The organism is Prochlorococcus marinus XMU1411 (genome assembly GCF_017696075.1).
Classification (GTDB): domain Bacteria; phylum Cyanobacteriota; class Cyanobacteriia; order PCC-6307; family Cyanobiaceae; genus Prochlorococcus_A; species Prochlorococcus_A marinus_V.
Genome location: NZ_JAAORI010000002.1, coordinates 79,930 through 101,344 on the forward strand (window position 1 = coordinate 79,930; position 21,415 = coordinate 101,344).

Genomic DNA, 21,415 nt, shown 5'->3' on the forward strand with positions numbered 1-21,415 from the left:
AGCGTATAATCTTTAAAAAGAGGTTTTGAATTCATGAAGGCAATGATACTTGCAGCAGGTAAAGGTACACGTGTTCAGCCCATAACTCATGTTATTCCAAAACCAATGATACCGATCCTACAAAAACCTGTGATGGAGTTTCTTTTAGAACTCTTAAAAGAGCATGGCTTTAAAGAAATAATGGTTAATGTTTCTCACCTTGCAGAAGAAATTGAAAATTACTTTCGCGATGGTCAAAGATTCGGTGTGGAGATAGCGTATAGTTTCGAAGGTAGAATTGAAGATGGAGAATTAATCGGAGATGCTTTAGGTTCAGCAGGAGGATTAAAAAAAATTCAAGATTTTCAAAAATTCTTTGATGAAACTTTTGTCGTACTATGTGGTGATGCTTTAGTTGACTTAGATTTGACTGAAGCTGTTAAAAAACATAAGGAAAAGGGAGCAATTGCAAGTTTAATAACCAAAAAAGTAACTAGGGATCAAGTCTCAAGTTATGGTGTAGTTGTCTCAGATAAAAACGGCAGAATAAAGGCCTTTCAGGAAAAGCCATCTGTAGATCAAGCTTTAGGTGACTCCATAAATACAGGAATTTACCTTTTTGAACCTGAAATTTTTAATTACATACCATCAGGAGAAAAATTTGATATTGGTGCTGATCTCTTCCCTAAACTTGTCGAGATGGATTTGCCTTTTTTTGCACTTCCAATGGATTTCGAATGGGTAGATATTGGAAAAGTTCCTGATTATTGGAGTGCTATTCGTAATGTATTACAAGGCAAGGTGAGACAAGTTGAGATACCTGGCAAAGAAATTAAACCTGGAGTTTTTACGGGATTAAATGTTGCTGCTAATTGGGACGAAGTTGATATTAAGGGCCCAGTATATATAGGTGGAATGACGAGAATAGAAGATGGTGCATCAATTATTGGACCTGCAATGATTGGCCCAAGTTGCTGCATTTCAGAAGGAGCAACAATTGATAATTCAATTATTTTTGATTATTCCAAAATCGGTAAGGGTGTTCGACTTGTAGATAAATTAGTATTTGGCCGTTACTGTGTGGGCAAAAATGGAGATCACTTTGATTTGCAAGATGCATCTTTGGATTGGTTGATAACAGATTCTAGAAGATCTGATATGACCGAGCCTTCTCCTCAGCAGAAGGCAATGGCAGAATTATTAGGAACTGATTTGATTAATATTCCAGATTAAGCTTTGCTTTTTCAAGAATCTCAGGGATTAAATGTTCTGCTTTAACTGCCATTAGATGAATTCCATTCGCGATATTGAAAAAGTCTTGAGCTTGTTCAGCTGCAATTTGAATACCCTCTTCTAATGGATTTTTGGCGTCTTTAAGACGATTTAATATATTTTCAGGTATGTTTGCACCGGGGACGTATTTGTTTATAAAGAGAGCATTTTTGTAAGACTTTAATAGGAATACACCTGCAATTACAGGAATCTCGAGTGGGTTGGCAATTCTTTCGCAAAAATCTATTAAATTTTCTTTTTCCATAACCATTTGAGTTTGAACGAATTGAGCTCCAGCCTCTTTCTTTTTTCTTATTCTATTTTCTAAACTTCTTTGATTTTTGCAACTTGGATCTGCTGCAGCTCCTGCAAATATATATGTTTTTTTATCGGGAAGTTCCCCAAAAGTAGGATCAATTCCCTGATTGAAGGACTGAATTTGTTGAAGTAATCTTACTGATTCAAACTGGTGGACTGCTTTAGCATCTTGTTGATCCCCGGCTTTTACTGAATCACCCGTAATACATAAGATGTTTTTAATCCCTAGAGCATTTGCTCCAAGAATGTCAGATTGTAAAGCAATTTTATTACGATCTCTGCAAGATATTTGCATTACTGGTTCTATCCCATTTTCCAGTAATAGTTTGGACATTGCTAAGCTGCACATTCTCATAACAGCCCTGCTTCCGTCGGTAATGTTAACAGCATGTACCTTATCTTTCAAAAGTTGTGCTATCTTAAGAGATCTTACGGGGTCTCCACCTCTAGGGGGCATTAATTCTGCCGTTATTACCTTGGATTTTTTTTCTAAAGTCTGCTGAAGTTTTGATTTCAATTGCTTTTGTTTCCTAATTAGTTAACAAGTGTACTGAGATTGCTAAACTTAATTAATATAAAAAAGGAACTGTTTAAATGCAAATGGTTGAAGAAGAAGTAAACAACATTGATGTTATGGGTCTCTCCACGAGAGAGATGGAAATCATTGATCTCGTAGCCGATGGGCTTACAAATCAAGAAATTGCGGTAAAACTAACTATTAGTAAAAGAACGGTAGATAATCATGTAAGTAATATGTTTACAAAAACTGGTTCCAAAAATAGAGTGGCACTTCTAAACTGGGCAATGGATAATGGAAAGATTTGTAGAGATGGATTTAATTGTTGTTCACTTCCAGACTCTGAGCAAGAGGTGTAAAACCCTTAATTTGATTTTTATCACTAGCTAAATCTATTAGACAATAATTTGTGGAGCCTAATTCGAATAGCTCAGCATATGCAATACAGACATCTTTGTCTGAATCAACAAATCTCAATATTCCTTCTTTGTCATAAAGGCCATACATTTTAAGAAAATAAAAATACTTTATTAAATATAAAGAAAATATAAAGGATGAATAGCTCCTTTGACTAGTTGCTTTTGAAAGTTGTTAAATATTCCTCTTTCCATTTTGAAAAAGGTTTGTTAGCAAGATTGAAATTGGAATAATGGGTCAGCCCAGTAATTTCTTTTGATATGAAAGATGGAAGACTAAAATCTTCCATTTCATCGGAAAGTTCAATTTCGGCAATTTCAAGCGGATAATTATTTTCTTTAAAGCAATCTATGATCCAAGATTTTTTTTCAACTTCTAAAAAGAATCTTTCTTTCTTAATTGTATTTGAAAGATTTGACATTATTATTGCACCATCTTTTCGAGGAATTGGGTATTCAAATTCAAAGTTGGTAAAGCTTTTGATATATTTTTTGAGTGCAATTTTATAATCTTTGCCAGTGAACCTTATTCTGATAATCCAATCATCTATATTTTTTGATAAATATCCTTGTTCAATATAGGTTTTTTTTGTGATGAATTTTTTCCATTTATCATTTTTTATAAGAAATCGTCTTTCTATTTCTAAGGCCATTTAATTTTTTGAATTTTTTAGAGATAAATCACCTTTCCAATCTAGTTTTTTTATTAAAGTATTGTAATAGTTAGAGCTTTTTTTAAACTTTATTATTTTGCAGGGTGATTTCCCTTTTTTGATTTCACAATAATAATTTTCCTTTATAGTCATACATTTGGAACCATCTCTCCATAGTTTAATTTCACCTTTACTTTTTTTTACTGGTTTAATGATTACCTTACTCGTATTAGGTATAACTATTGGTCTACTAGCTAAACTCATTGGGCATATAGGGTTAATTATCATTGCATCTATACTTGGATGTACTATTGGACCACCAGCAGCCATTGAGTATGCCGTTGAACCAGTAGATGTAGATATAATCAATCCATCACCTTTATATTCATTTACCTTCTCATTATCGATTTCAATTAGTATTTGGTTGGTAGGAGAAATATCCTCTTCAACGGATTTAAAATAAAAATCATTTAAGGCGTCATATCTTTTTGTAATTTTTTTCTCTGGACTCGTTTCACTAATACAAACATTACAATTTAATCTATTACGAAAGTCAATGATATATTCTTCGTTTTCAAGGATTTCAATAAAAGATTTGTCAAATAAAAAATCTTTCTCTTGAGTAAGAAACCCCAAATTGCCACCAATATTAAAGCTTAATAAAGGAATATTATAATCAGCTAATGCATTTGCACATTTCAGGAAGGTTCCATCCCCACCAAGTACTATTCCAATGTCTGGTTGTGATTCTGAATTACAAAGATATTTTTCAATTTTATCTTCATGAAAATCACTTTCAATCCTGTTTGATGTAATATTTTTAGCTTTAAGAATTTCTTCACAGAATTTTGAAGCCTCTAGAGCTATAGGACTATCTGAACGATATACAATGAGCACTAATGAAAGTTTCATTTAATGCTTTTACCACTTTAATAAATTAAAACTTTCCATATCTACAGTCACCCTATTCCTGTAAAGAGATAACAATATAGCTAGTCCAACGGCAGCTTCTGCTGCAGCAACAGTAATCACAAAAATCGCAAAAACTTGTCCTTGAATTAAATTATTATCAATATAGGAAGAAAACGCCATCAAGTTTATATTTACGGCATTGAGCATTAATTCAATGCTCATAAGAACTCTGACTGCATTTCTGCTATTTAATAATCCCCAAATACCAATGCAAAATAGTGCTGAAGATACTATCAAAAAAGCTTGAAGAGGAATTGATTCTAAATTCATAATAAATAAATCTAAAGGTTAATTTTTATTTGTAAGTAATGGTTCTGATGATTTTTCAATTAACTCTTGATCAACAGGGAGTCCAGTCGAAATATCTTTGCTCATTACATCTCTTCTAGCTAAAACAATAGCCCCAATCATTGCCATTAAAAGTAAAACTGAAGCTACTTCAAATGGGAGTAAATAATCACTAAATAGATGCTCACCAATCCTAATAGTTGATTCTTCACCGATAGAGTTTTGAGGACTTGATAGGCTCCATACATTGGTCAAGTCAACTCTTATTAGGAGGCTTAGTAGGGTTAAACATATCGATGTTGATATGATTCTCCTAGATTTAATGTCATTGATAGGTTTTAAATCTTCTTTCTTGTTAACTAGCATGATTGCAAAAATTATTAATACATTAACTGCACCCACATAAACTAAAACTTGCGCTGCAGCAACAAAACTTGCATTTAAGAGAAGATATAATCCTGCTACACTCATGAACACTCCCCCAAGTAGAAAGGCTGAATAAACAATACTTTCGAGCAATACAACACCAAGAGCTCCAATAATGACAACTAAAGATAGAACTGTAAAACAAATAAATTGAGTTGTTATTGCGATGGACATAAATTAATGGGAATTAATTAGTTGGATTAGAAACTTTATCATTATTTTCATTGGATTCAGGTTTCATCCAATCATAAACTTCTTCAGGTAATTTACCAACTCTAGAATCTGAAGCTGGGATTTCATGAGGATCCATGACACCTTTAGGGAGATAGGCAAGTTCTCTTAGAGGTTTGACTGATGGATCAGTTGTGACGTTTGTAGGAAGTCTACCAAGAGCGACATTATCGAAATTTAGATTGTGTCTATCGAAAGTAGCTAATTCATATTCTTCGGTCATTGAAAGACAATTAGTTGGACAATATTCAACACAATTTCCGCAAAATATACAAACTCCAAAATCTATTGAATAATTTCTCAGTTCCTTTTTTTTGGTTTCTTTATTCATTACCCAATCAACTACTGGTAGATTTATTGGACATACTCTCACACAAACTTCACAAGCAATACATTTATCGAATTCATAATGTATTCTTCCTCTATATCTTTCAGAAGGTATTAATTTTTCATATGGATATTGAACAGTAACAGGTCTTCTTCGAAGATGATCAAAAGTTACAGATATACCATTGTATAAATATTTACCAGCATTAAATGCTTCTTTGATATAACTGTTTATTTGTTGAAGGAAATTGTTCATTTTGAAGAATTTACTTAGTTATTTTATTTTAGTGGAATAATTTTAAATTTAAGTATTTTTACTTAAATTAACCACCAAAGAACTGAGGAAAAGCAAGTTTTAATCCTGCAGTTATCAAAAGATTAGCAAGAGAAATTGGAAGGAGAAACTTCCATCCTAGATCTAAAAGTTGATCTATTCTTACCCTTGGAGTTGTCCAACGTAATAATATTGCAATGAAAACTAAAAGATATGCTTTTAAAACAGTCATTACGATGCCTATTGATGCAGTGAAGACCTGAATTAAGGGAGCATTGATTGGCAAATTAAGAAACTTAGCTATTAATTCAACTGGAATAGGAAAACCCCATCCTCCTAAATAAAGTATTGATACCAATAATGCTGAAAGAATTAAATTAATGTAACTACCAAGGTAGAACAATGCGAATTTCATTCCAGCATATTCAGTTTGATATCCTGCAACTAATTCTTCTTCAGCTTCAGGTAAGTCAAATGGAAGTCTCTCACATTCTGCTAGTGCACAAATCCAAAAGATTATGAAACCAACTGGTTGTCTCCATATATTCCAGCTTAGTATTCCAGCACCACTTTGCTGATTGACAATGTCAATAGTACTTAGAGAATTTGTCATTAGTACGATAGCCAATACAGATAAAGCTAAGGGTATTTCATAACTTATTGATTGAGCCGCTGCTCTTAAACCTCCTAATAATGAATACTTATTATTTGATGCATATCCGCTCATAAGAAGCCCAATTGGCTGGATACTGCTTAAAGCGATCCATAGGAAAATTCCAATACCAACGTTACTTATTAAAAGATTTTGTCCAAAAGGAACAATTAGCCATGAGAGAATCACTGGTACAAGAACTAATATAGGTCCTGCAGTGAAGAGAATTCCATCTGCTTTAGCAGGAATAATATCCTCTTTGACAAGCAACTTAAGACCATCTGCAATTGGTTGGAGTACGCCAAGCGCTCCTGCATATTCGGGCCCTATTCTTTGTTGAGCAGCAGCAGATATTTTTCTTTCAAGCCAAACTGTTACTAAAACGCCAACAACTGCCGCTACCAAAACCAAAAGCATAGGTATAGGGAGCCAAATTATATGAGCGATTTCACTGGAAAGGCCAAAACCTTTTAAGAATTCATTAAAACTATATTCGAGATCTAATCCGTATTCCAAAATTTTTTTGTTATTTACTTAATAGATTAACTCTTCACAAACAATATGTGTGTTTTTTTTTGAAAAGCTGGAAATATTATTCTCTATTTTCTAGGCTGATCCAATCTCTTGGTTTTGAACCTGTGTAGATTTGCGATGGTCTGAAAATTCTATTTGCTCCAAGTTGCTCTCTCCAATGAGCTAACCAACCAGCCACTCTAGATATGGCAAAAATTGGAGTAAATAAATCACGAGGAATACCAAGTTTTCTATAAACAAGACCAGAATAAAAGTCCACGTTAGGGAATATACCCTTAGGTCCAAGTCTTGGTATTGCCTCTGTCTCAAGTGATTTGGCGACTTCATACATTTCATCTGCTCCAAATCTAATAAAAAGCTCTTCTGCCAGTTTTTGAAGAATTATTGCTCTTGGATCTTTAACTTTATATTCTCTGTGACCGAAGCCCATTATCTTACTTTTATTTTTTATTGCATTATCTAAAAAAGACCCTGCATTTTCTGGGGTTTTAATCTCTTCTAACATTGCAATTACATCCTCATTTGCTCCTCCATGCAGTGGGCCTGCCAGGGTTCCTACAGCAGAGGCGATGACAGCATAAGGGTCTGTAAGAGTACTTGCAGTCACTCTTGCGCTAAATGTACTTGCGTTTAAACTATGTTCGGCATGTAAGATTAAACACCTATCAAAAACTTTTGCAGCTATAGGATCTTGTTCTTTTTCAGTCAGCATGTAAAGAAAATTTGATGAGTAAGTTAAATCATCTCTAGGTTGAATTGGATCTTGTCCTTTTCGAATAAGCTGAAACGCAGCAATCATTGTGGGTATTTTTGCTATTAGTCTTATAACTGCGTTGTAGATGTAATTAGGATCATCTATTGCTCTTCGTGAATAAAAGAGCCCCAAAGAAGCCGCGCTAGATTGAAGAGCATCCATTGGATGACCTGTTGCAGGGAAACATTTCATCATATCTCTGACTCTAAAACTTAACCTTCGATGCATCTGAACTTCTTGTTCAAAATCTCTAAGTTGAATAGCTGTGGGCAATTCACCCCAAATTAATAAATAAGCAGTTTCTAAAAAACTGCTTTTTTTAGATAGTTCCTCAATGGAGTAACCTCTGTACAATAATTTACCTTTATTGCCGTCAATATCACAGATTGATGAATTAGTAACTGGGACACCTTCTAATCCTGGTTTTAAAATTATTTTGTTTTTATCCAATTTCTTAATGCAATATCAAATACTTATAGATTAAAGATAGTCAAATAATTTTTAATTAACCACAAGTTATTAACTTCAAGAAAATTTAAATTGCTTGTGTTTGAAGCTTGTTTGAATAACTTAATTAAAAAATTTTTAAATTTTTTTCTGTATAAAGAATTGGATTTTTTTCAGGAATAGATTGTCTAATGATTTCTAGAGATTCTTCATTTGATATTTTTAAAGTATTTTTAATAAGAAAATTAAAATCTTCCAACTCAGAAAAATATTCAATTTTATTGGAATTTCTATCTTTGATATCAACTTTTGCATAAAGAAAAGTAGATTTCCCTTTATTACTTTTTAGGTTAAAAAATTGGTTAGATATTGTTTCTAGTTTTTTACCATCAATTAAATGATTACTTATGATTTTTAAATCTCCTGATTCTATTGAATAGATATTTTCATAAGTTAATTCTTTTATTAAATCTTCAGTTTCTTGAAGAATATCTTTGGAATAAATAGAGTAAATATTTTCATTTTGTTGCAAACTATATTTGTTGAAATCTTTTAGTTTTTTTAAAGCACTTAAATTAAATTGATCTTTAGTATTTTTTTCAAATGTAATAAGCCAATCTTTTTTTGAATTGACAATTAATATATCTTGATTGACATTTTGATCAAACTCTTCAAAAAAACTGAGTTCAAAATCATTTATAAAAGGATTTAGGTATTTTTCAAAATTTTTTATATTACAAAAAATTGAAAATTCAGGATTATCTTCATTCCTATTCTCTTTATTTAATAGGTTATCGTAAGAAAGAATATCAATATTTTTTTTATTATTTATTAAATATGATTTTAAAATTAAATGATTATTTTTTAAGTCAAATGTTGTAGCTATAATATCCTCATTATTCTCATTAAAAATTTCTTTATTAAAAAATTTACTATCCATAAATTTATTTGTGAATAATATATTTTTTTCTTTTTTTAGTCCAAAAAGTTCTTCCTTATATTTAGATTTTTTTTTCTTAAAATTATCACTAGAGTTAATACTATTTTTGATTAATTTTTTATCTGATGAAGCAATTATATAATTATCTTCGGTACGATATATAAAGTTAAGGAAATTTATTTTATTTTCTCTATTAATTGAAATTATTTCATCAACCTGATCAATTTTATTAGGTAAATTTAATAAATCATCTATTGTTTTTTCTGGCTTAATTTTAAAAATTATCAAAATATCATCTTTAAGCTTTTTATTATTCTCAAAAGTTGAGATTATAAGTTCATTATTATAGATATCATCTAGTTTATTGTTGCCTAAATCTATACCTAAATAACCTAATATAGAATCTTTTATTAAAACTAAGTTATCTTGATTTTTTGAATTTTTATCTTTTTTATTATTGTTTATAATATTAAAGCTATCTAAATTTGAAATAAATAATAATTTATTGTTTTCAGGTATATATTTTAGGATATTTAGTTGCTCAATATTTGTACTTTGCTCCTTATTTTTATTTGCAGAAACTTTTTTAAAACCAACAAAAATTAATAAAGATAATAATAAAATTATTGCTACTAATCTAAGTTTCATTATCAATGTTTATTTTTATTTTTAACAATAAACTTCCTACTGCAACTTAATTTATTAAATTGTAAATAATACATAATTTATCCTTTCAATTGGGAAATTATCCAAAATCTATCAATGCTTCTAGTCTCAATGATTGGTTTGATTCTAAGAAAGAAGATCCAGTCTTGATTGATGTAAGAGAACAGTCAGAGCTCGAAATAGCTCGTTTTTCACAAGAATTCTTACACATTCCAATTAGTACAGTCACATTTGAATATGTTAAAGAAATATTTGATGGTTTACTAGATAGAGAAATAGTTGTTACTTGTCATGCAGGGGTACGAAGTTATAACTTTTGTCAGTGGTGCCTGGATAATAATTTAGTGAGCGTAATATGGAATTTGGAGGAGGGTATTGATGGATGGAGTAGATATATTGACCCATCAATTTCTAGGTATTGATTAAATATCTAATGAAGATGCAACAGTATTAACATCTTTGTCCCCTCTTCCAGAGCAATTTATGACTATATGAGTATCTTTTTCAAGAGTAGGGCATAATTTATCTAGCCAAGCAAAGGCATGGGACGTTTCAAGTGCCGGTATAATTCCTTCAAGTTCACTAACAAGTCTCAAAGCATCTAAAGCTTCTTGATCTGTGACTGATCCATATTCTGCTCTACCTATATCTTTTAAATGGCTATGTTCAGGTCCTACACCAGGGTAATCTAAACCCGCACTTATTGAGTGCGCTTCTTGTACTTGACCATTATTATCTTGTAGAAGAAGACTCATTGATCCATGCAAAATTCCTACTGATCCTTTGGTGATGGTTGCAGCATGTTTGTCAGTATCAACTCCACTTCCTGCGGCTTCAACACCAATTAGTCGTACAGATTTATTTTTAACGAAAGGGTGGAAAAGGCCCATTGCATTTGATCCCCCGCCTACGCAAGCAAGTAAAATATCGGGTAAAGAACCAAACGATTCCATGCATTGTTTTTTAGTCTCTTCCCCTATAACTGCATGAAAATCTCTCACAATCTTTGGGAAGGGGTGTGGACCTGCAACAGATCCTAAAATGTAGTGTGTGGTTTCGACATTAGAAACCCAATCTCTAATGGCTTCACTAGTAGCATCCTTAAGTGTTGCAGTTCCAGAATTGACAACTTTCACTTCAGCTCCTAGCAATTTCATTCTAAAGACATTAAGGGATTGCCTTTTTATGTCCTCTGCACCCATATAGATAATGCATTTTAAGCCAAATCTTGCACAAACAGTAGCCGTAGCAACGCCATGTTGACCTGCTCCAGTTTCTGCAATTATCCTCTTTTTGCCCATTCTTATTGCTAATAAAGCTTGTCCAAGGGCATTATTAATCTTGTGAGCACCAGTATGATTTAAATCTTCTCTTTTAAGCCATATTTTTGGAGTTGCTTTTTCAGTTTTGTAATGCTCAGTAAGTCTTTTGGCCTCATAAAGTGGTGTTTCTCTTCCTACATAAGTCTTAAGTAGATGATTTAATTCTTTTACAAAAAGGTTATCTTTCCATGCATTTAATGCAGCTGTTTCAAGCTCAAAAAGGGCAGGCATTAGTGTTTCAGGGACATATTGACCACCATATTTTCCAAATCTACCCTCTTTGGAGGGTAGATTTAAATCTTCATTTTTATAATTTTGATCTTGGCGAGAAAATGTACTTACCACTTTATCTATAGAATAAGTATTAACTAACTATAGATTATATTGAAAATAATGGGAAAAAAAAATTGGATCGAATTTGATAATCAAGAAAAAAAATCTGAAGAAACATTAAAGTTAGATACTTTTACTAAAAGATCAAAAATAATTATTTCAAAACAAAAAAAAGGTAAAAAGGGCAAGACGATCACTTTAATTAAAGGTTTAGGAACTGAGGATGAAATTTTATTAAAAGAATTGCTAAAAAAAATTAAAGTTTTTTGTGGAACTGGAGGAATACTAATTGACAGTAATATCCAATTACAGGGGGATATGGTATTGAAATCAATTGAGTTTCTTCGTAAAGAGGGTTTTCATAATTTATGAATCAAGAGTTAAGATAGGTTTTTAATTTTGATGATTCAAAAAATGAAAGAACAAGATCAAACAAAGTCAACCAATATAAAGTGGCACAATTTAACTATCAATAGAGAAAAGTTAGAGAAAATGAGAGGTCATAAAGGAATGGTTATCTGGTTTACAGGTTTATCTGGCTCTGGTAAAAGTACTTTGGCAAACGCTTTAAATGAAGTTTTACACTTAGATGGGTTTTCGACTTACGTGTTGGATGGAGATAATATTAGACACGGTTTATGTAAAGATCTTGGGTTTTCGGATGAAGATAGAGAAGAAAATATAAGAAGAATTGGAGAAGTTGCGAATTTATTTATGAATGCTGGGATAATAACTATTACAGCATTTGTTTCACCATTTATTAGCGATAGAGATAAGGTGAGAAAAATTATTGGATCTAAGGATTTTATTGAAGTTTATTGTGCTGCAGATATTAAAGTTTGTGAAAATCGCGATACTAAAGGTCTTTATAAGAAAGCTCGTCTGGGTGAAATAAAGGATTTTACAGGTATTTCTAGTCCATATGAAGCTCCACATAATCCAGAAATTGTGGTTGATACAGGCTCGTTAGATTTAAAGGATTCAGTTGAAAAAGTTATTCACTTTCTTAAAGAAGAAAACTTCCTTAAAAAGAGCTAATAGAAAAATATAGGTTCATTTATTTTGAAGATAATTTTCAGCTCCGATAGTTGATAACTTACTATTTTTAGTCCTTACCTGTTTATGAAGATTTTCTCTGAATTCTTTTAAATTTTTCTTTATGGATTCATCAAATAAGCTGATAATCTCTATTGCCAATAATCCAGCATTTTGTCCTCCATTAATTGCAACTGTTGCGACTGGAATTCCAGCTGGCATTTGAACTATTGATAAAAGGGAGTCAATACCCTTAAGTGTCTTACTCTCTACTGGTACTCCAATTACAGGAATGCAAGTTATGGATGCCAGCATTCCTGGAAGATGAGCAGCACCACCAGCACCAGCAATTATAACTTTTATGTTTTCTGATTCTGCATTTTTTGCATATTCCATCATTTCAATAGGTGTTCGATGGGCAGAAAGTATACAAACTTCAGTTTTTATTCCAAATTCTTTTAAAATATCAACGGCAGGTTTCAATGTTTTTAGATCTGAATCACTACCCATTACGACAGCAATTTTATAAATGTCTTTAGAATTTAATTCTGACAAAATAACAAATCAATTCTTTCCTATAATGGCGTGCAATTAATTTGGCGCCAGTTAGTTAGTATAAAAAGAATAAATTTTCATAGAATATTATGACGTCAAATAAGATTATCGAAAAAAGTGAAGTTAGGGAGTATTTTAATGGTACTGGCTTTGAAAGATGGAATAAAATTTATAGCAAATCTGATGAAATTAATACAGTTCAGAAAAACATTAGGAAAGGGCATCAAAAAACTGTAGATGATGTGATCTCATACATCAGCAATTATCCTGAACTAACAAAAAAAAGTTATTGTGATGCAGGATGTGGTGTAGGAAGTCTTTCCATACCTTTACTAAGACTTGGTATAAAAGAAATACAGGTGAGCGATATTTCTTCTGAAATGATTAAAGAAACAAAAAAACGCATTAATAAATTAGGTTTTAATCAAGGTAAAATCAAATATGCAGTCTGTGATCTGGAAAAATTAAAAGGATTATTTGATGTTGTAATTTGTTTGGATGTATTTATTCATTATCCTCAACCAGTCGCAGAAGAAATGGTCCAACATCTATGCGATATAAGCAAAGAAAAACTAATCGTTAGCTTTGCTCCTTATACTCCAGTTCTTGCTGTTCTAAAAAATATTGGGAAATTATTTCCTGGGCCAAGTAAAACTACAAGAGCATATACATTAAAAGAAAAGGGCATTATTAATGCTGCTAAAGAAAAAGGATTTAAAGTGGTAAAAAAGAAATTAAATCAAGCTCCTTTTTATTTCTCAAAACTAATTGAATTCGAAAAAATTTAATATTCTATTTTACTAAATGATTTTCAAGTGCATAACGAACTAATTCAGTTCGGCTAGATGTACCTGTCTTGATAAAAAGTCTACTTACATATTTCTCAACATTTCTAATAGATGTTTCAAGCTGTCTTGCAATTTCTTTATTCATCAGTCCTTCTGCTACTAGTTGAAGTACACTTGCTTCTCTTGGAGTAAAACTAGGAAGATTTATTTTATTTTCTGGATTTGTCTGGTTTTGATCTGTGAGCATAGATTTTATTTCAGTAATTTGTTTCGCCATTTTTCCTACATCAATATCTGCGAATCGTGCCGCTTCTTTTAGTAAACGTTCTTGTCTGTTGATTACATTTTTAACTCTTGCAGCTAATTCATCAGGGTCAAAAGGTTTGGAAATATAATCATCAACTCCTGCAAGATAACCTTCGGTTCTGTCTAGGGTCATTCCTTTTGCAGTTAGAAAAATAACTGGAGTTCCTCCTAATTTTTCATCCTCTCTAATTTTTTCTAATAAAGCATAACCGTTGGCTCGGGGCATCATAACATCGCTAATTATCAAATCAGGGAAAACTGATTGAGCTTTTTCCCAACCATCCTCTCCATCAACTGCAATAAATATTTCAAAGCCTTCATCTTCTAGAAATGTTTTAACAGCTGTTCTTAAACCAGGCTCATCATCAACTAATAAAATTCTTGATTTTCTTACCAGTTCATTATTTATTTGATTAATTTCATCCATTTTTTAAATTCTTTAATTTGATTTTCTAGTAATAAAGAGAATTTTATATACTAAGCATAATGCTAACAACTCCCATACTACTAGACTATCAATCTTCGACTCCTTGCTCTAAAGATGTTGTCGATTCTATGAAACCTTTTTGGGTTGAGATATTTTCTAACCCTGCAAGCAAATCTAATTTGGCTGGGATTAACGCAAGCGCTATATTGGAAGCCTCAAGAGAAAAAATAGAACAAAATTTATTTCTTAAGAATAAAAAAGTTATTTTTACAAGTGGGGCAACAGAATCTAATAACTTAGCCTTATTAGGTTTTGCTAGAAATTACCATAAAAAAACAGGAAATTATGGACATATTATTACCTTAAAAACGGAGCATAAAGCTGTTTTGGAGCCCCTTAACCAACTAAAAAAAGAGGGATTTATGGTTACAGAAATTAATCCTGAGAAAGATGGCTTAATTTCAGAAGAACAATTCAAAAAAAATATAAGAGAAGATACATTTCTGGTTAGTATCATGTTGGCAAATAACGAAATAGGAGTTATTCAGCCTTTAGAGAATATTTCAAAGATATGTAAATCGAGAGAAATAACCTTTCACTCTGATTTTGCACAATGTTTAGGTTATATCGAGTTAGACGATCTTTTATCAGATGTAAATATGATAACGATTAGTTCTCACAAAATATATGGTCCTAAAGGGATAGGACTTCTTTTGATTGATGAAGAAATTAATCTTGAGCCTTTAATTGTTGGAGGAGGTCAGGAATATGGTCTCAGGTCTGGTACATTACCTCTTCCTTTAGTAGTTGGCTTTGCTAAAGCAATAGAGATAGCAGTTTTCAATCAAAAAAATAATGCTGAGAAATTAAGTTTGAATAGAAATAACCTTTTAGAGGGTTTGTTAGAAAATAATTCTGGTTTATTAATTAATGGTTCTATAGAAAAAAGATTACCTCACAATTTAAATTTGACTGTATTGGATTTAAACGGAGCAAAGTTTCATAAACTTTTAAAATCTAAAATAATTTGTTCTAGTGGATCTGCATGTAGTAATGGTGAACCATCTCATGTTTTACTAGCCTTAGGTAGATCTTTTAAAGAAGCAGAATCTTCAATAAGGTTGAGTATTGGATTAAGCACTAATTCAAAAGATATAAAACAAGCAATTCATATTCTTACAAATACGATCAGATCATTACGATAGAAAATATTGGCTCCTATTTTAATTGAGCAATTCTTAATTTTCCACTTCTAGCTCTTTTATTGAGTTCGACTTCTTGTTCGGAAGGAGTTATTGGCTTTCTTGTTAAGTTTTTTAGTCTTTGATCACTCTTAAAAGAACTTTTAACTAACCTATCCTCAAGGGAATGAAAACTAATAATAGAAATAATACCTCCTGGCAAAAGCCATTCAGGGACAACTTGCAAAAATTTTTCTAATAATTCAATTTCTTTATTAACAGCAATTCTTAGTGCTTGAAATGTTCTTGTTGCTGGGTGTATTTTTTTATATCTTTGTTTTGGTGGAAAGCAGCCTGCAATGGAATAAGCTAACTCTTTTGTCCCAGAATATTTCCCATTTTCCTTCAAATCCATTTTTATTTTCCTTGCAATCTTTCTTGATAATCTCTCATCTCCATATTTATAAATTAGGTTAGCTAGATCTTTTTCATTTAAATCCTCAATTAATTTCTCTGCATCAACCTCAATAAGAGGATTCATGCGCATATCAAGTGGACCATCTTTTTGGAAACTGAATCCTCTTTTAGGGTTATCAATCTGGTTACTATTTACTCCAAGATCTGCAATTACAAAAGAAACTTTTTCTTTTGGTACAAAATCTGCAAAATTTGAAGCCCTTATATCAATCCTATTTTTAAATTCATCAAGTTTTTTTGATGCTGATATTCTCGCGTATGGATCTTGATCAAGTCCAATTATATTTAAATCCGAATATTTTCTCAATAAATGATAAGAGTGCCCGCCTCCGCCTAAAGTTGCGTCTATTCCTTTAAGTTGGTTGTTATGGATTAATGGGTAATGCTCTAATGAGGTCATAATCTCATCTGTCATAACTGATTTATGATTGAAAAAAGATGAATCAGATAGGTCAGTTTGCATAACTTTCGACTAAGATTTATTTAGAAGTTAAATTTCGAATGGCTCAGCTAGAGACTAGAACAGAACCAATGGTGGTCAATTTTGGCCCTCACCATCCCTCAATGCATGGGGTTTTAAGATTAGTTGTAACTCTTGATGGTGAGAATGTCATTGATTGTGAGCCAGTAATTGGATATTTACATAGAGGAATGGAAAAGATAGCTGAAAATAGGACAAATGTAATGTATGTCCCTTATGTAAGCAGAATGGATTATGCAGCAGGAATGTTTTATGAAGCTATTGTAGTAAATGCTCCTGAAAGATTAGCTAATATTCCAGTTCCTAAAAGAGCTAGTTACATCAGAGTTCTAATGCTGGAACTCAATCGTATTGCTAATCATCTTTTGTGGCTCGGTCCCTTTTTAGCAGACGTAGGAGCTCAAACTCCATTTTTCTATATTTTTAGAGAAAGAGAAATGATATATGATCTCTGGGAAGCTGCTACTGGACAGAGGCTGATAAATAATAATTTCTTTAGGATAGGTGGTGTCGCATGTGATCTTCCATACGGATGGTTAGAAAAATGTATAGACTTTTGTGACTGGTTTGGACCTAAGATTGATGAATATGAAAAATTAATTACAAATAATCCAATTTTTAGAAAAAGAATTGAAGGTCTGGGAACAATACAAAGAGACCAGGCAATTAATTGGTCTTTGTCTGGGCCAATGCTTAGAGCTTCTGGAGTTTCTTGGGATTTAAGGAAAGTCGATAGTTATGAATGTTATGACGATTTTGATTGGCAGATTGCTTCAGAAAAAGAAGGAGATTGTTATGCGAGATATCGAGTAAGAGTTGAAGAGATGAGACAATCACTAAGTATCATTCGCCAAGCTTGTAAAATGATTCCAGGAGGTCCAACAGAAAATTTGGAAGCTCAAAGAATGGCGACTGAAGATAAAAAAAGTGAAATATTTGGTTTGGACTATCAATATGTAGCTAAGAAGGTTGCTCCAACTTTTAAAATTCCTAACGGAGAATTGTATACAAGATTAGAGTCTGGTAAAGGAGAAATAGGTGTATTCATTCAAGGAAATAATGAAGTTACCCCATGGAGATTTAAAATCAGAGCAGCTGATTTAAATAATCTCCAAATATTGCCGCATATTCTTAAAGGTGCCAAAATCGCCGATATTATGGCAATTCTTGGCTCAATAGATGTCATTATGGGATCTGTTGATAGATAAGTTCTTTAAATGAAACCCGCTGACTGGTTGATATTGCAGAAGAAGGTAAGATTCGGTGATTGTGATTCTGCAGGTGTAATTCATTTTCATAACTTATTAAAATGGTCGCACGAAGCTTGGGAAGAGAGTATCGAAATTTATGGGATTCCATATCAAGATATTTTCCCAGATTTTTCTATACGTAAAAGTCAAATTATTTTTCCCATAATAAACTGTGAAGCAAACTTTCTTGCGCCTATAAAAATTGGAGATTTCTTAAAAGTAAAAATTGCCCCTCATAAAATTAATACACATTTGTTCCAAGTAAATAGCTTTTTTATAAAAAATGGAAATAAAGTAGCAGAAGGAAAAATAATACATTGTTCTTTAGATGTTGATTCAAGAAATAAAATAGAACTTCCCGATCAGTTAGAAAGATGGATAGAGGCGTCAAATGTAAGCTCAAATTTAAAAGAATGCTAATTATTATTTTTTAAATTTATAGTTTATTTTTTCTGCACTGGTATTTTTTTTAACAATCCACTTTTCAGGTTTTTCATGTTTAGGCCAACTTTGAGAAAATTTTTTTAATAAATTTAATGAATTTTTAATTTTTTTATAATTTATAAGTTCTGTAAATTCAACAATTATTTTAATTTTATTTCCCCATAATTTGTCTGATACTTTTGAAATATTGAATTTATTAATTGGGATATTTTCTTTAATAATGAAATCATTTAATCGAGATTCAATTACTTCTGGGAAAACGATTTCTCCTCCTGAATTAAAAGCGTTATCACTTCTTCCAAGAAAGTTTAAATATAAAGAATTATTGATTTGATTAATTTCACCTAAATCACCGGTTTGCCACCACCCATTTTTATTTTTGAAATTTTCAGTTTTTGAAGAGTCTATTATTTCGATTCCAATTCTGGCTGATTTTATCTCGATTAATCCTTTTGCGTTAATTCTGATTTTTGTATCAGGTAGTATTTCTCCAACATTTTTAAAACCCATTAAGAATTCTTTTGGTTTTAAACTCGTAACCATGGCTGCTGTTTCAGTTGAGCCGTAACAAGGTGCTAATTTTATCTTTTCTTCTATACATTGTTCTGCAGCTTCCCTTGAAATTGTAGCTCCACCTACCCAAATTAGATCAAAAATTTTCAGCCAACTAATTCCATCTTTTTGAGCTAAAAGTCTTTGTAATTGGGTAGGTACTAATGATGTAATCAAGTGTTTTTTGTTTTTTTTAGATTTAATTGTAAAAAGTAAAAGTTCTCGAGTTTTTTTTATTAAATGCGGAGAAATATTAATACAATCACATCCCCAAGTTTGACTTCTAAAAATTGGCATTAATCCACTTATATGGTTCAGGGGTAAAGTATTTAAAATTAGGCATTTTTGCAATTCGAATCCTTGCTCTATTAGCCATTTCCCTGATGTAATAGCAGATAATTGAAGATTATCTAAATGATGAAAACATTTTCTTGGTTTTCCAGAACTCCCACTACTGTTTAAGATAATTGCTGGCCCATTTTCAGTAATTGAATCAAATACATCTTCATTCTCATAAAATTTGTTTTTTACATAAATAATTTTATTCTCTTTAATTTTTTTAATAATTTTCTCAACAGATTGAGTTTCATTATTTTCAACTTCAATAGTATGAATTTTATTTTTCATAGTTGATCCCATATATTTTTTGCTTCATTTAAAAATAGAAAAGAATTAGGAAATTTATTCATTGCTAAACCAGGAACTTTTGGAGTTGGTCCTTGTAATTGGAGAGAAGATAAATGATAAAGCCATCTCTTCCCTATTCCGGTTTCAAATGAGGAACTTATAGATATTAAAGCTTTTTTATTTTCTAATTCCCTTAAAAGCTTAACTGGATTATTTTCTTGAGAAGGCCTTCGAATTTGCCAACCCTCCCACTCATCAATCAAAGTTGGAAATTTTAAAAGTGATTCGTCTAAGGCTATTGGGATTTTTTTGTTGAGTTCTGTCAGTCCTTCAATATCATCTACACAGAGAGGTTGTTCTAACCAATCTATATTTTTGTTATCTTTCAAAATATCAGCCCATCTATTAGCTATCTTTCTCCCCCAATAACCATTAGCATCTATTCTTAACTTAATATTATTGCCTATTTGGCTTAAAATTTCTTCTAAATTTGCTTCTTCCTCATGATTATTTTTTAATGCTACTTTCCATTTTATGGTTACTGATTTTCCAATATTAGATTGTCTTTTTTTAATTTCATTTAGCTCTGAAATTACATTTTTAGAATTTAAAAGTATGGCTGTTTTATCAATTTCATCAAAGTAATATTTTTCTTTAAAAATTATTTCCTCATTTATTTCAGCTAATGCAGAATTTATTGCAGATTGAATGCATGGGTGAAAAATATTTATTTGTTCAGATAAATTAAATACTTCTAAGTTTTCAGGGATCATATTTAGTTGTTTTGCACATTTTTTTAAGTCTTCTTCTAGAAGTGGTGAGACTTCTCCAAACCCAATTTTTTTATCATTACTTGATAATTTAATTATCCAACCCAATTTTGTAAGGTAAGTGGTTTTAGAATTTTCTACTTTTGTAGTTAACTTAAAGCTGTAAGATTTTTTTCTAAATATTAAGTTCATTTATTAAGCAAGTAATTAAATATTAATCCTGTGATTAAGCCAACTCCATTAAGAGTTTGAAATTTAATTGCGACAAATTTGGAATTTTTTATTGCCGAAGGTTTTTTGTATGAAGACTTTAATAAATTTATAAGTCTTATTGCTTGAGGAAAACTAATCAAATAAAAGATACAAAACACTGGAATAAATCTAGTAAATATAGTGAAAAGTTGAAAAATATATATTGTAAAAATTATCCAAGGTACAAATTGAGAACCTTTTTTTGCTCCTAATCGAACTAAAGGAGAATTTTTCCCATGCTTTTTATCTTCAGAAATTTGATGAAAATGAGAACAAAATAATACAAGAGTTGTTGCCAAGGAAGGTCCTGTACCAAGTAATAAAGAAACTTTCCATGGAATATCTTCGAAGTAAATATTAGACGGATTTAACGCAATTAAGACTGCAGAGTAAGCAAAAGGTCCAAATGCAAGCCAGCATAATGGTTCTCCTAAACCTTGATAGCCAAATCTAAAAGGAGGTCCTTGATATAAATATCCTAAGAAGCAGCAAGATGCCACCAAAATCAAAATGTTTATACTTGTTGATACTGAAATAATTGAAATTATTAATAAACCAATAACTAAAGATGTATATGCAATAAATGAAATTATTTTTTTATTTTTTACAAGATTTACAATTGAATGGAATTTAAATTCATCGATTCCTGTTTCTGCATCGAATAAATCATTAGTAAGATTTTCCCAAAGTAATATAAAAATTGCAGCTAAAGTAAATGCAATCAAATTATAAATTTTTACCTTTTCATATTGATTGAGTATATAAGCCCCTGTTATTAAAACCGGTAGTATGGCAACAGAATAAAGAGGCCATTTTATTGCTTGTTTCCATAATTTTTTTTTATCTTCTTCCATTTTTAATTAACAAACAAAATTCGATCATTATTAAATGTAGTTTATAAATTGAGTTACATTTTTTACTTTATTGCATGATTTTTAGTTATTTTCAA

The 21,415-nt window shown here is 31.2% G+C and carries 25 protein-coding genes; 9 read left to right on the forward strand and 16 right to left on the reverse strand.

Annotated features, from left to right (window positions below; all coding sequences use genetic code 11):
• Window positions 1-33: 33 nt before the first annotated feature.
• Window positions 34-1,212, forward strand: a complete 1,179-nt coding sequence (locus tag HA145_RS00850) for a nucleotidyltransferase family protein (RefSeq protein ID WP_209127443.1) — start codon at window positions 34-36, stop codon at window positions 1,210-1,212.
• Here HA145_RS00850 and HA145_RS00855 read toward each other — a convergent pair.
• Window positions 1,196-2,086: a methylenetetrahydrofolate reductase gene (locus HA145_RS00855; protein WP_209127444.1), complete on the reverse strand. Its 891-nt coding sequence runs from the start codon at window positions 2,084-2,086 to the stop codon at window positions 1,196-1,198. The two genes, HA145_RS00850 and HA145_RS00855, sit on opposite strands and share 17 nt — an antisense overlap.
• A gap of 77 nt (window positions 2,087-2,163) precedes the next feature.
• On the opposite strand from HA145_RS00855, the gene HA145_RS00860 reads away from it, so the two are divergent.
• Window positions 2,164-2,445, forward strand: coding sequence for a helix-turn-helix domain-containing protein (locus HA145_RS00860; RefSeq protein WP_209127445.1), 282 nt, complete (start codon window positions 2,164-2,166; stop codon window positions 2,443-2,445).
• Between the two features lie 212 nt (window positions 2,446-2,657).
• Here HA145_RS00860 and HA145_RS00865 read toward each other — a convergent pair whose 3' ends face one another.
• From HA145_RS00865 to HA145_RS00900, 8 genes are all read right to left on the reverse strand, one after another.
• Window positions 2,658-3,155, reverse strand: coding sequence for a CYTH domain-containing protein (locus HA145_RS00865; protein WP_209127446.1), 498 nt, complete (start codon window positions 3,153-3,155; stop codon window positions 2,658-2,660).
• Window positions 3,156-4,067, reverse strand: coding sequence for an NAD(+) kinase (locus HA145_RS00870; protein WP_209127447.1), 912 nt, complete (start codon window positions 4,065-4,067; stop codon window positions 3,156-3,158). It lies immediately after the preceding gene.
• A 9-nt stretch (window positions 4,068-4,076) separates the two neighbouring features.
• Window positions 4,077-4,397, reverse strand: coding sequence for an NADH-quinone oxidoreductase subunit NuoK (gene nuoK, locus HA145_RS00875; protein ID WP_032522919.1), 321 nt, complete (start codon window positions 4,395-4,397; stop codon window positions 4,077-4,079).
• 18 nt (window positions 4,398-4,415) lie between these two features.
• On the reverse strand, window positions 4,416-5,015 hold the full coding sequence (locus HA145_RS00880) for an NADH-quinone oxidoreductase subunit J (protein WP_079333619.1): 600 nt from the start codon (window positions 5,013-5,015) through the stop codon (window positions 4,416-4,418).
• A 13-nt stretch (window positions 5,016-5,028) separates the two neighbouring features.
• Complete coding sequence (gene ndhI, locus HA145_RS00885) at window positions 5,029-5,655, reverse strand: NAD(P)H-quinone oxidoreductase subunit I (RefSeq protein WP_209127448.1); 627 nt, start codon at window positions 5,653-5,655, stop codon at window positions 5,029-5,031.
• A gap of 67 nt (window positions 5,656-5,722) precedes the next feature.
• Entirely contained in the window at window positions 5,723-6,841 is a 1,119-nt protein-coding gene (gene nuoH, locus HA145_RS00890) for an NADH-quinone oxidoreductase subunit NuoH (RefSeq protein ID WP_209127449.1), read from the reverse strand.
• Between the two features lie 76 nt (window positions 6,842-6,917).
• On the reverse strand, window positions 6,918-8,063 hold the full coding sequence (locus HA145_RS00895) for a citrate synthase (RefSeq protein WP_209127450.1): 1,146 nt from the start codon (window positions 8,061-8,063) through the stop codon (window positions 6,918-6,920).
• A gap of 124 nt (window positions 8,064-8,187) precedes the next feature.
• Window positions 8,188-9,648, reverse strand: a complete 1,461-nt coding sequence (locus tag HA145_RS00900; protein ID WP_209127451.1) for a hypothetical protein — start codon at window positions 9,646-9,648, stop codon at window positions 8,188-8,190.
• 89 nt (window positions 9,649-9,737) lie between these two features.
• On the opposite strand from HA145_RS00900, the gene HA145_RS00905 reads away from it, so the two are divergent.
• Window positions 9,738-10,088: a rhodanese-like domain-containing protein gene (locus tag HA145_RS00905; RefSeq protein WP_209127452.1), complete on the forward strand. Its 351-nt coding sequence runs from the start codon at window positions 9,738-9,740 to the stop codon at window positions 10,086-10,088.
• Here the strand turns inward: HA145_RS00905 and trpB are convergent, their stop codons facing one another.
• Window positions 10,089-11,333 (reverse strand): tryptophan synthase subunit beta, encoded by a 1,245-nt coding sequence (gene trpB, locus HA145_RS00910; RefSeq protein ID WP_209127453.1) that lies wholly within the window; start codon window positions 11,331-11,333, stop codon window positions 10,089-10,091.
• A 48-nt stretch (window positions 11,334-11,381) separates the two neighbouring features.
• Between trpB and HA145_RS00915 the strand changes: the two genes are divergently transcribed.
• Window positions 11,382-11,693, forward strand: a complete 312-nt coding sequence (locus tag HA145_RS00915) for a translation initiation factor SUI1 (protein WP_209127454.1) — start codon at window positions 11,382-11,384, stop codon at window positions 11,691-11,693.
• Window positions 11,694-11,735: 42 nt separating this feature from the next.
• Entirely contained in the window at window positions 11,736-12,359 is a 624-nt protein-coding gene (cysC, locus tag HA145_RS00920) for an adenylyl-sulfate kinase (protein ID WP_209127455.1), read from the forward strand.
• A gap of 15 nt (window positions 12,360-12,374) precedes the next feature.
• Here cysC and purE read toward each other — a convergent pair whose 3' ends face one another.
• Window positions 12,375-12,911 carry a 5-(carboxyamino)imidazole ribonucleotide mutase gene (purE, locus tag HA145_RS00925; protein ID WP_257469968.1) on the reverse strand — a complete coding sequence of 179 codons (537 nt, stop codon included), beginning with the start codon at window positions 12,909-12,911 and terminating at the stop codon, window positions 12,375-12,377.
• Between the two features lie 89 nt (window positions 12,912-13,000).
• Here purE and bchM point away from each other — a divergent pair, with 89 nt between their 5' ends.
• A complete protein-coding gene (gene bchM, locus HA145_RS00930) occupies window positions 13,001-13,699 on the forward strand; it encodes a magnesium protoporphyrin IX methyltransferase (protein ID WP_209127456.1) in 699 nt (232 codons plus the stop codon).
• 4 nt (window positions 13,700-13,703) lie between these two features.
• On the opposite strand, the gene HA145_RS00935 is transcribed toward bchM, so the two are convergent.
• On the reverse strand, window positions 13,704-14,432 hold the full coding sequence (locus HA145_RS00935; RefSeq protein ID WP_209127457.1) for a response regulator transcription factor: 729 nt from the start codon (window positions 14,430-14,432) through the stop codon (window positions 13,704-13,706).
• A gap of 59 nt (window positions 14,433-14,491) precedes the next feature.
• Here HA145_RS00935 and HA145_RS00940 point away from each other — a divergent pair, with 59 nt between their 5' ends.
• Window positions 14,492-15,637 (forward strand): cysteine desulfurase family protein, encoded by a 1,146-nt coding sequence (locus HA145_RS00940; protein WP_209127458.1) that lies wholly within the window; start codon window positions 14,492-14,494, stop codon window positions 15,635-15,637.
• A 13-nt stretch (window positions 15,638-15,650) separates the two neighbouring features.
• Here the strand turns inward: HA145_RS00940 and rsmH are convergent, their stop codons facing one another.
• Window positions 15,651-16,553: a 16S rRNA (cytosine(1402)-N(4))-methyltransferase RsmH gene (gene rsmH / locus HA145_RS00945; RefSeq protein ID WP_209127459.1), complete on the reverse strand. Its 903-nt coding sequence runs from the start codon at window positions 16,551-16,553 to the stop codon at window positions 15,651-15,653.
• Window positions 16,554-16,591: 38 nt separating this feature from the next.
• Between rsmH and HA145_RS00950 the strand changes: the two genes are divergently transcribed.
• Both HA145_RS00950 and HA145_RS00955 read left to right on the forward strand, forming a co-directional pair.
• Window positions 16,592-17,779 (forward strand): NAD(P)H-quinone oxidoreductase subunit H, encoded by a 1,188-nt coding sequence (locus HA145_RS00950; RefSeq protein WP_209127460.1) that lies wholly within the window; start codon window positions 16,592-16,594, stop codon window positions 17,777-17,779.
• Between the two features lie 9 nt (window positions 17,780-17,788).
• Window positions 17,789-18,241: an acyl-CoA thioesterase gene (locus HA145_RS00955; RefSeq protein WP_209127461.1), complete on the forward strand. Its 453-nt coding sequence runs from the start codon at window positions 17,789-17,791 to the stop codon at window positions 18,239-18,241.
• 3 nt (window positions 18,242-18,244) lie between these two features.
• Here HA145_RS00955 and HA145_RS00960 read toward each other — a convergent pair whose 3' ends face one another.
• The 3 genes from HA145_RS00960 to menA are packed head-to-tail and all read right to left on the reverse strand — an operon-like array spanning window position 18,245 to window position 21,320.
• On the reverse strand, window positions 18,245-19,444 hold the full coding sequence (locus HA145_RS00960; protein WP_245151751.1) for an AMP-binding protein: 1,200 nt from the start codon (window positions 19,442-19,444) through the stop codon (window positions 18,245-18,247).
• Window positions 19,441-20,406 (reverse strand): o-succinylbenzoate synthase, encoded by a 966-nt coding sequence (locus tag HA145_RS00965; RefSeq protein ID WP_209127463.1) that lies wholly within the window; start codon window positions 20,404-20,406, stop codon window positions 19,441-19,443. The genes HA145_RS00960 and HA145_RS00965 overlap by 4 nt, the downstream gene beginning before the upstream one ends.
• Complete coding sequence (menA, locus tag HA145_RS00970) at window positions 20,403-21,320, reverse strand: 2-carboxy-1,4-naphthoquinone phytyltransferase (RefSeq protein ID WP_209127464.1); 918 nt, start codon at window positions 21,318-21,320, stop codon at window positions 20,403-20,405. Before menA ends, HA145_RS00965 begins: the two co-directional genes overlap by 4 nt.
• Between the last annotated feature and the right edge of the window lie 95 nt (window positions 21,321-21,415).

What these genes read in the sequence shown, in the direction of transcription:
- HA145_RS00850 (WP_209127443.1), top strand. Translation starts at nt 34, where the DNA reads ATGAAGGCAATGATACTTGCAGCAGGTAAAGGTACACGTGTTCAGCCC.
- HA145_RS00860 (WP_209127445.1), top strand. Translation starts at nt 2,164, where the DNA reads ATGCAAATGGTTGAAGAAGAAGTAAACAACATTGATGTTATGGGTCTC.
- HA145_RS00865 (WP_209127446.1), bottom strand. Translation starts at nt 3,155, where the DNA reads ATGGCCTTAGAAATAGAAAGACGATTTCTTATAAAAAATGATAAATGG.
- HA145_RS00870 (WP_209127447.1), bottom strand. Translation starts at nt 4,067, where the DNA reads ATGAAACTTTCATTAGTGCTCATTGTATATCGTTCAGATAGTCCTATA.
- nuoK (WP_032522919.1), bottom strand. Translation starts at nt 4,397, where the DNA reads ATGAATTTAGAATCAATTCCTCTTCAAGCTTTTTTGATAGTATCTTCA.
- HA145_RS00880 (WP_079333619.1), bottom strand. Translation starts at nt 5,015, where the DNA reads ATGTCCATCGCAATAACAACTCAATTTATTTGTTTTACAGTTCTATCT.
- ndhI (WP_209127448.1), bottom strand. Translation starts at nt 5,655, where the DNA reads ATGAACAATTTCCTTCAACAAATAAACAGTTATATCAAAGAAGCATTT.
- HA145_RS00900 (WP_209127451.1), bottom strand. Translation starts at nt 9,648, where the DNA reads ATGAAACTTAGATTAGTAGCAATAATTTTATTATTATCTTTATTAATT.
- HA145_RS00915 (WP_209127454.1), top strand. Translation starts at nt 11,382, where the DNA reads ATGGGAAAAAAAAATTGGATCGAATTTGATAATCAAGAAAAAAAATCT.
- cysC (WP_209127455.1), top strand. Translation starts at nt 11,736, where the DNA reads ATGAAAGAACAAGATCAAACAAAGTCAACCAATATAAAGTGGCACAAT.
- bchM (WP_209127456.1), top strand. Translation starts at nt 13,001, where the DNA reads ATGACGTCAAATAAGATTATCGAAAAAAGTGAAGTTAGGGAGTATTTT.
- HA145_RS00935 (WP_209127457.1), bottom strand. Translation starts at nt 14,432, where the DNA reads ATGGATGAAATTAATCAAATAAATAATGAACTGGTAAGAAAATCAAGA.
- HA145_RS00940 (WP_209127458.1), top strand. Translation starts at nt 14,492, where the DNA reads ATGCTAACAACTCCCATACTACTAGACTATCAATCTTCGACTCCTTGC.
- rsmH (WP_209127459.1), bottom strand. Translation starts at nt 16,553, where the DNA reads ATGCAAACTGACCTATCTGATTCATCTTTTTTCAATCATAAATCAGTT.
- HA145_RS00950 (WP_209127460.1), top strand. Translation starts at nt 16,592, where the DNA reads ATGGCTCAGCTAGAGACTAGAACAGAACCAATGGTGGTCAATTTTGGC.
- HA145_RS00955 (WP_209127461.1), top strand. Translation starts at nt 17,789, where the DNA reads ATGAAACCCGCTGACTGGTTGATATTGCAGAAGAAGGTAAGATTCGGT.
- HA145_RS00960 (WP_245151751.1), bottom strand. Translation starts at nt 19,444, where the DNA reads ATGAAAAATAAAATTCATACTATTGAAGTTGAAAATAATGAAACTCAA.
- HA145_RS00965 (WP_209127463.1), bottom strand. Translation starts at nt 20,406, where the DNA reads ATGAACTTAATATTTAGAAAAAAATCTTACAGCTTTAAGTTAACTACA.
- menA (WP_209127464.1), bottom strand. Translation starts at nt 21,320, where the DNA reads ATGGAAGAAGATAAAAAAAAATTATGGAAACAAGCAATAAAATGGCCT.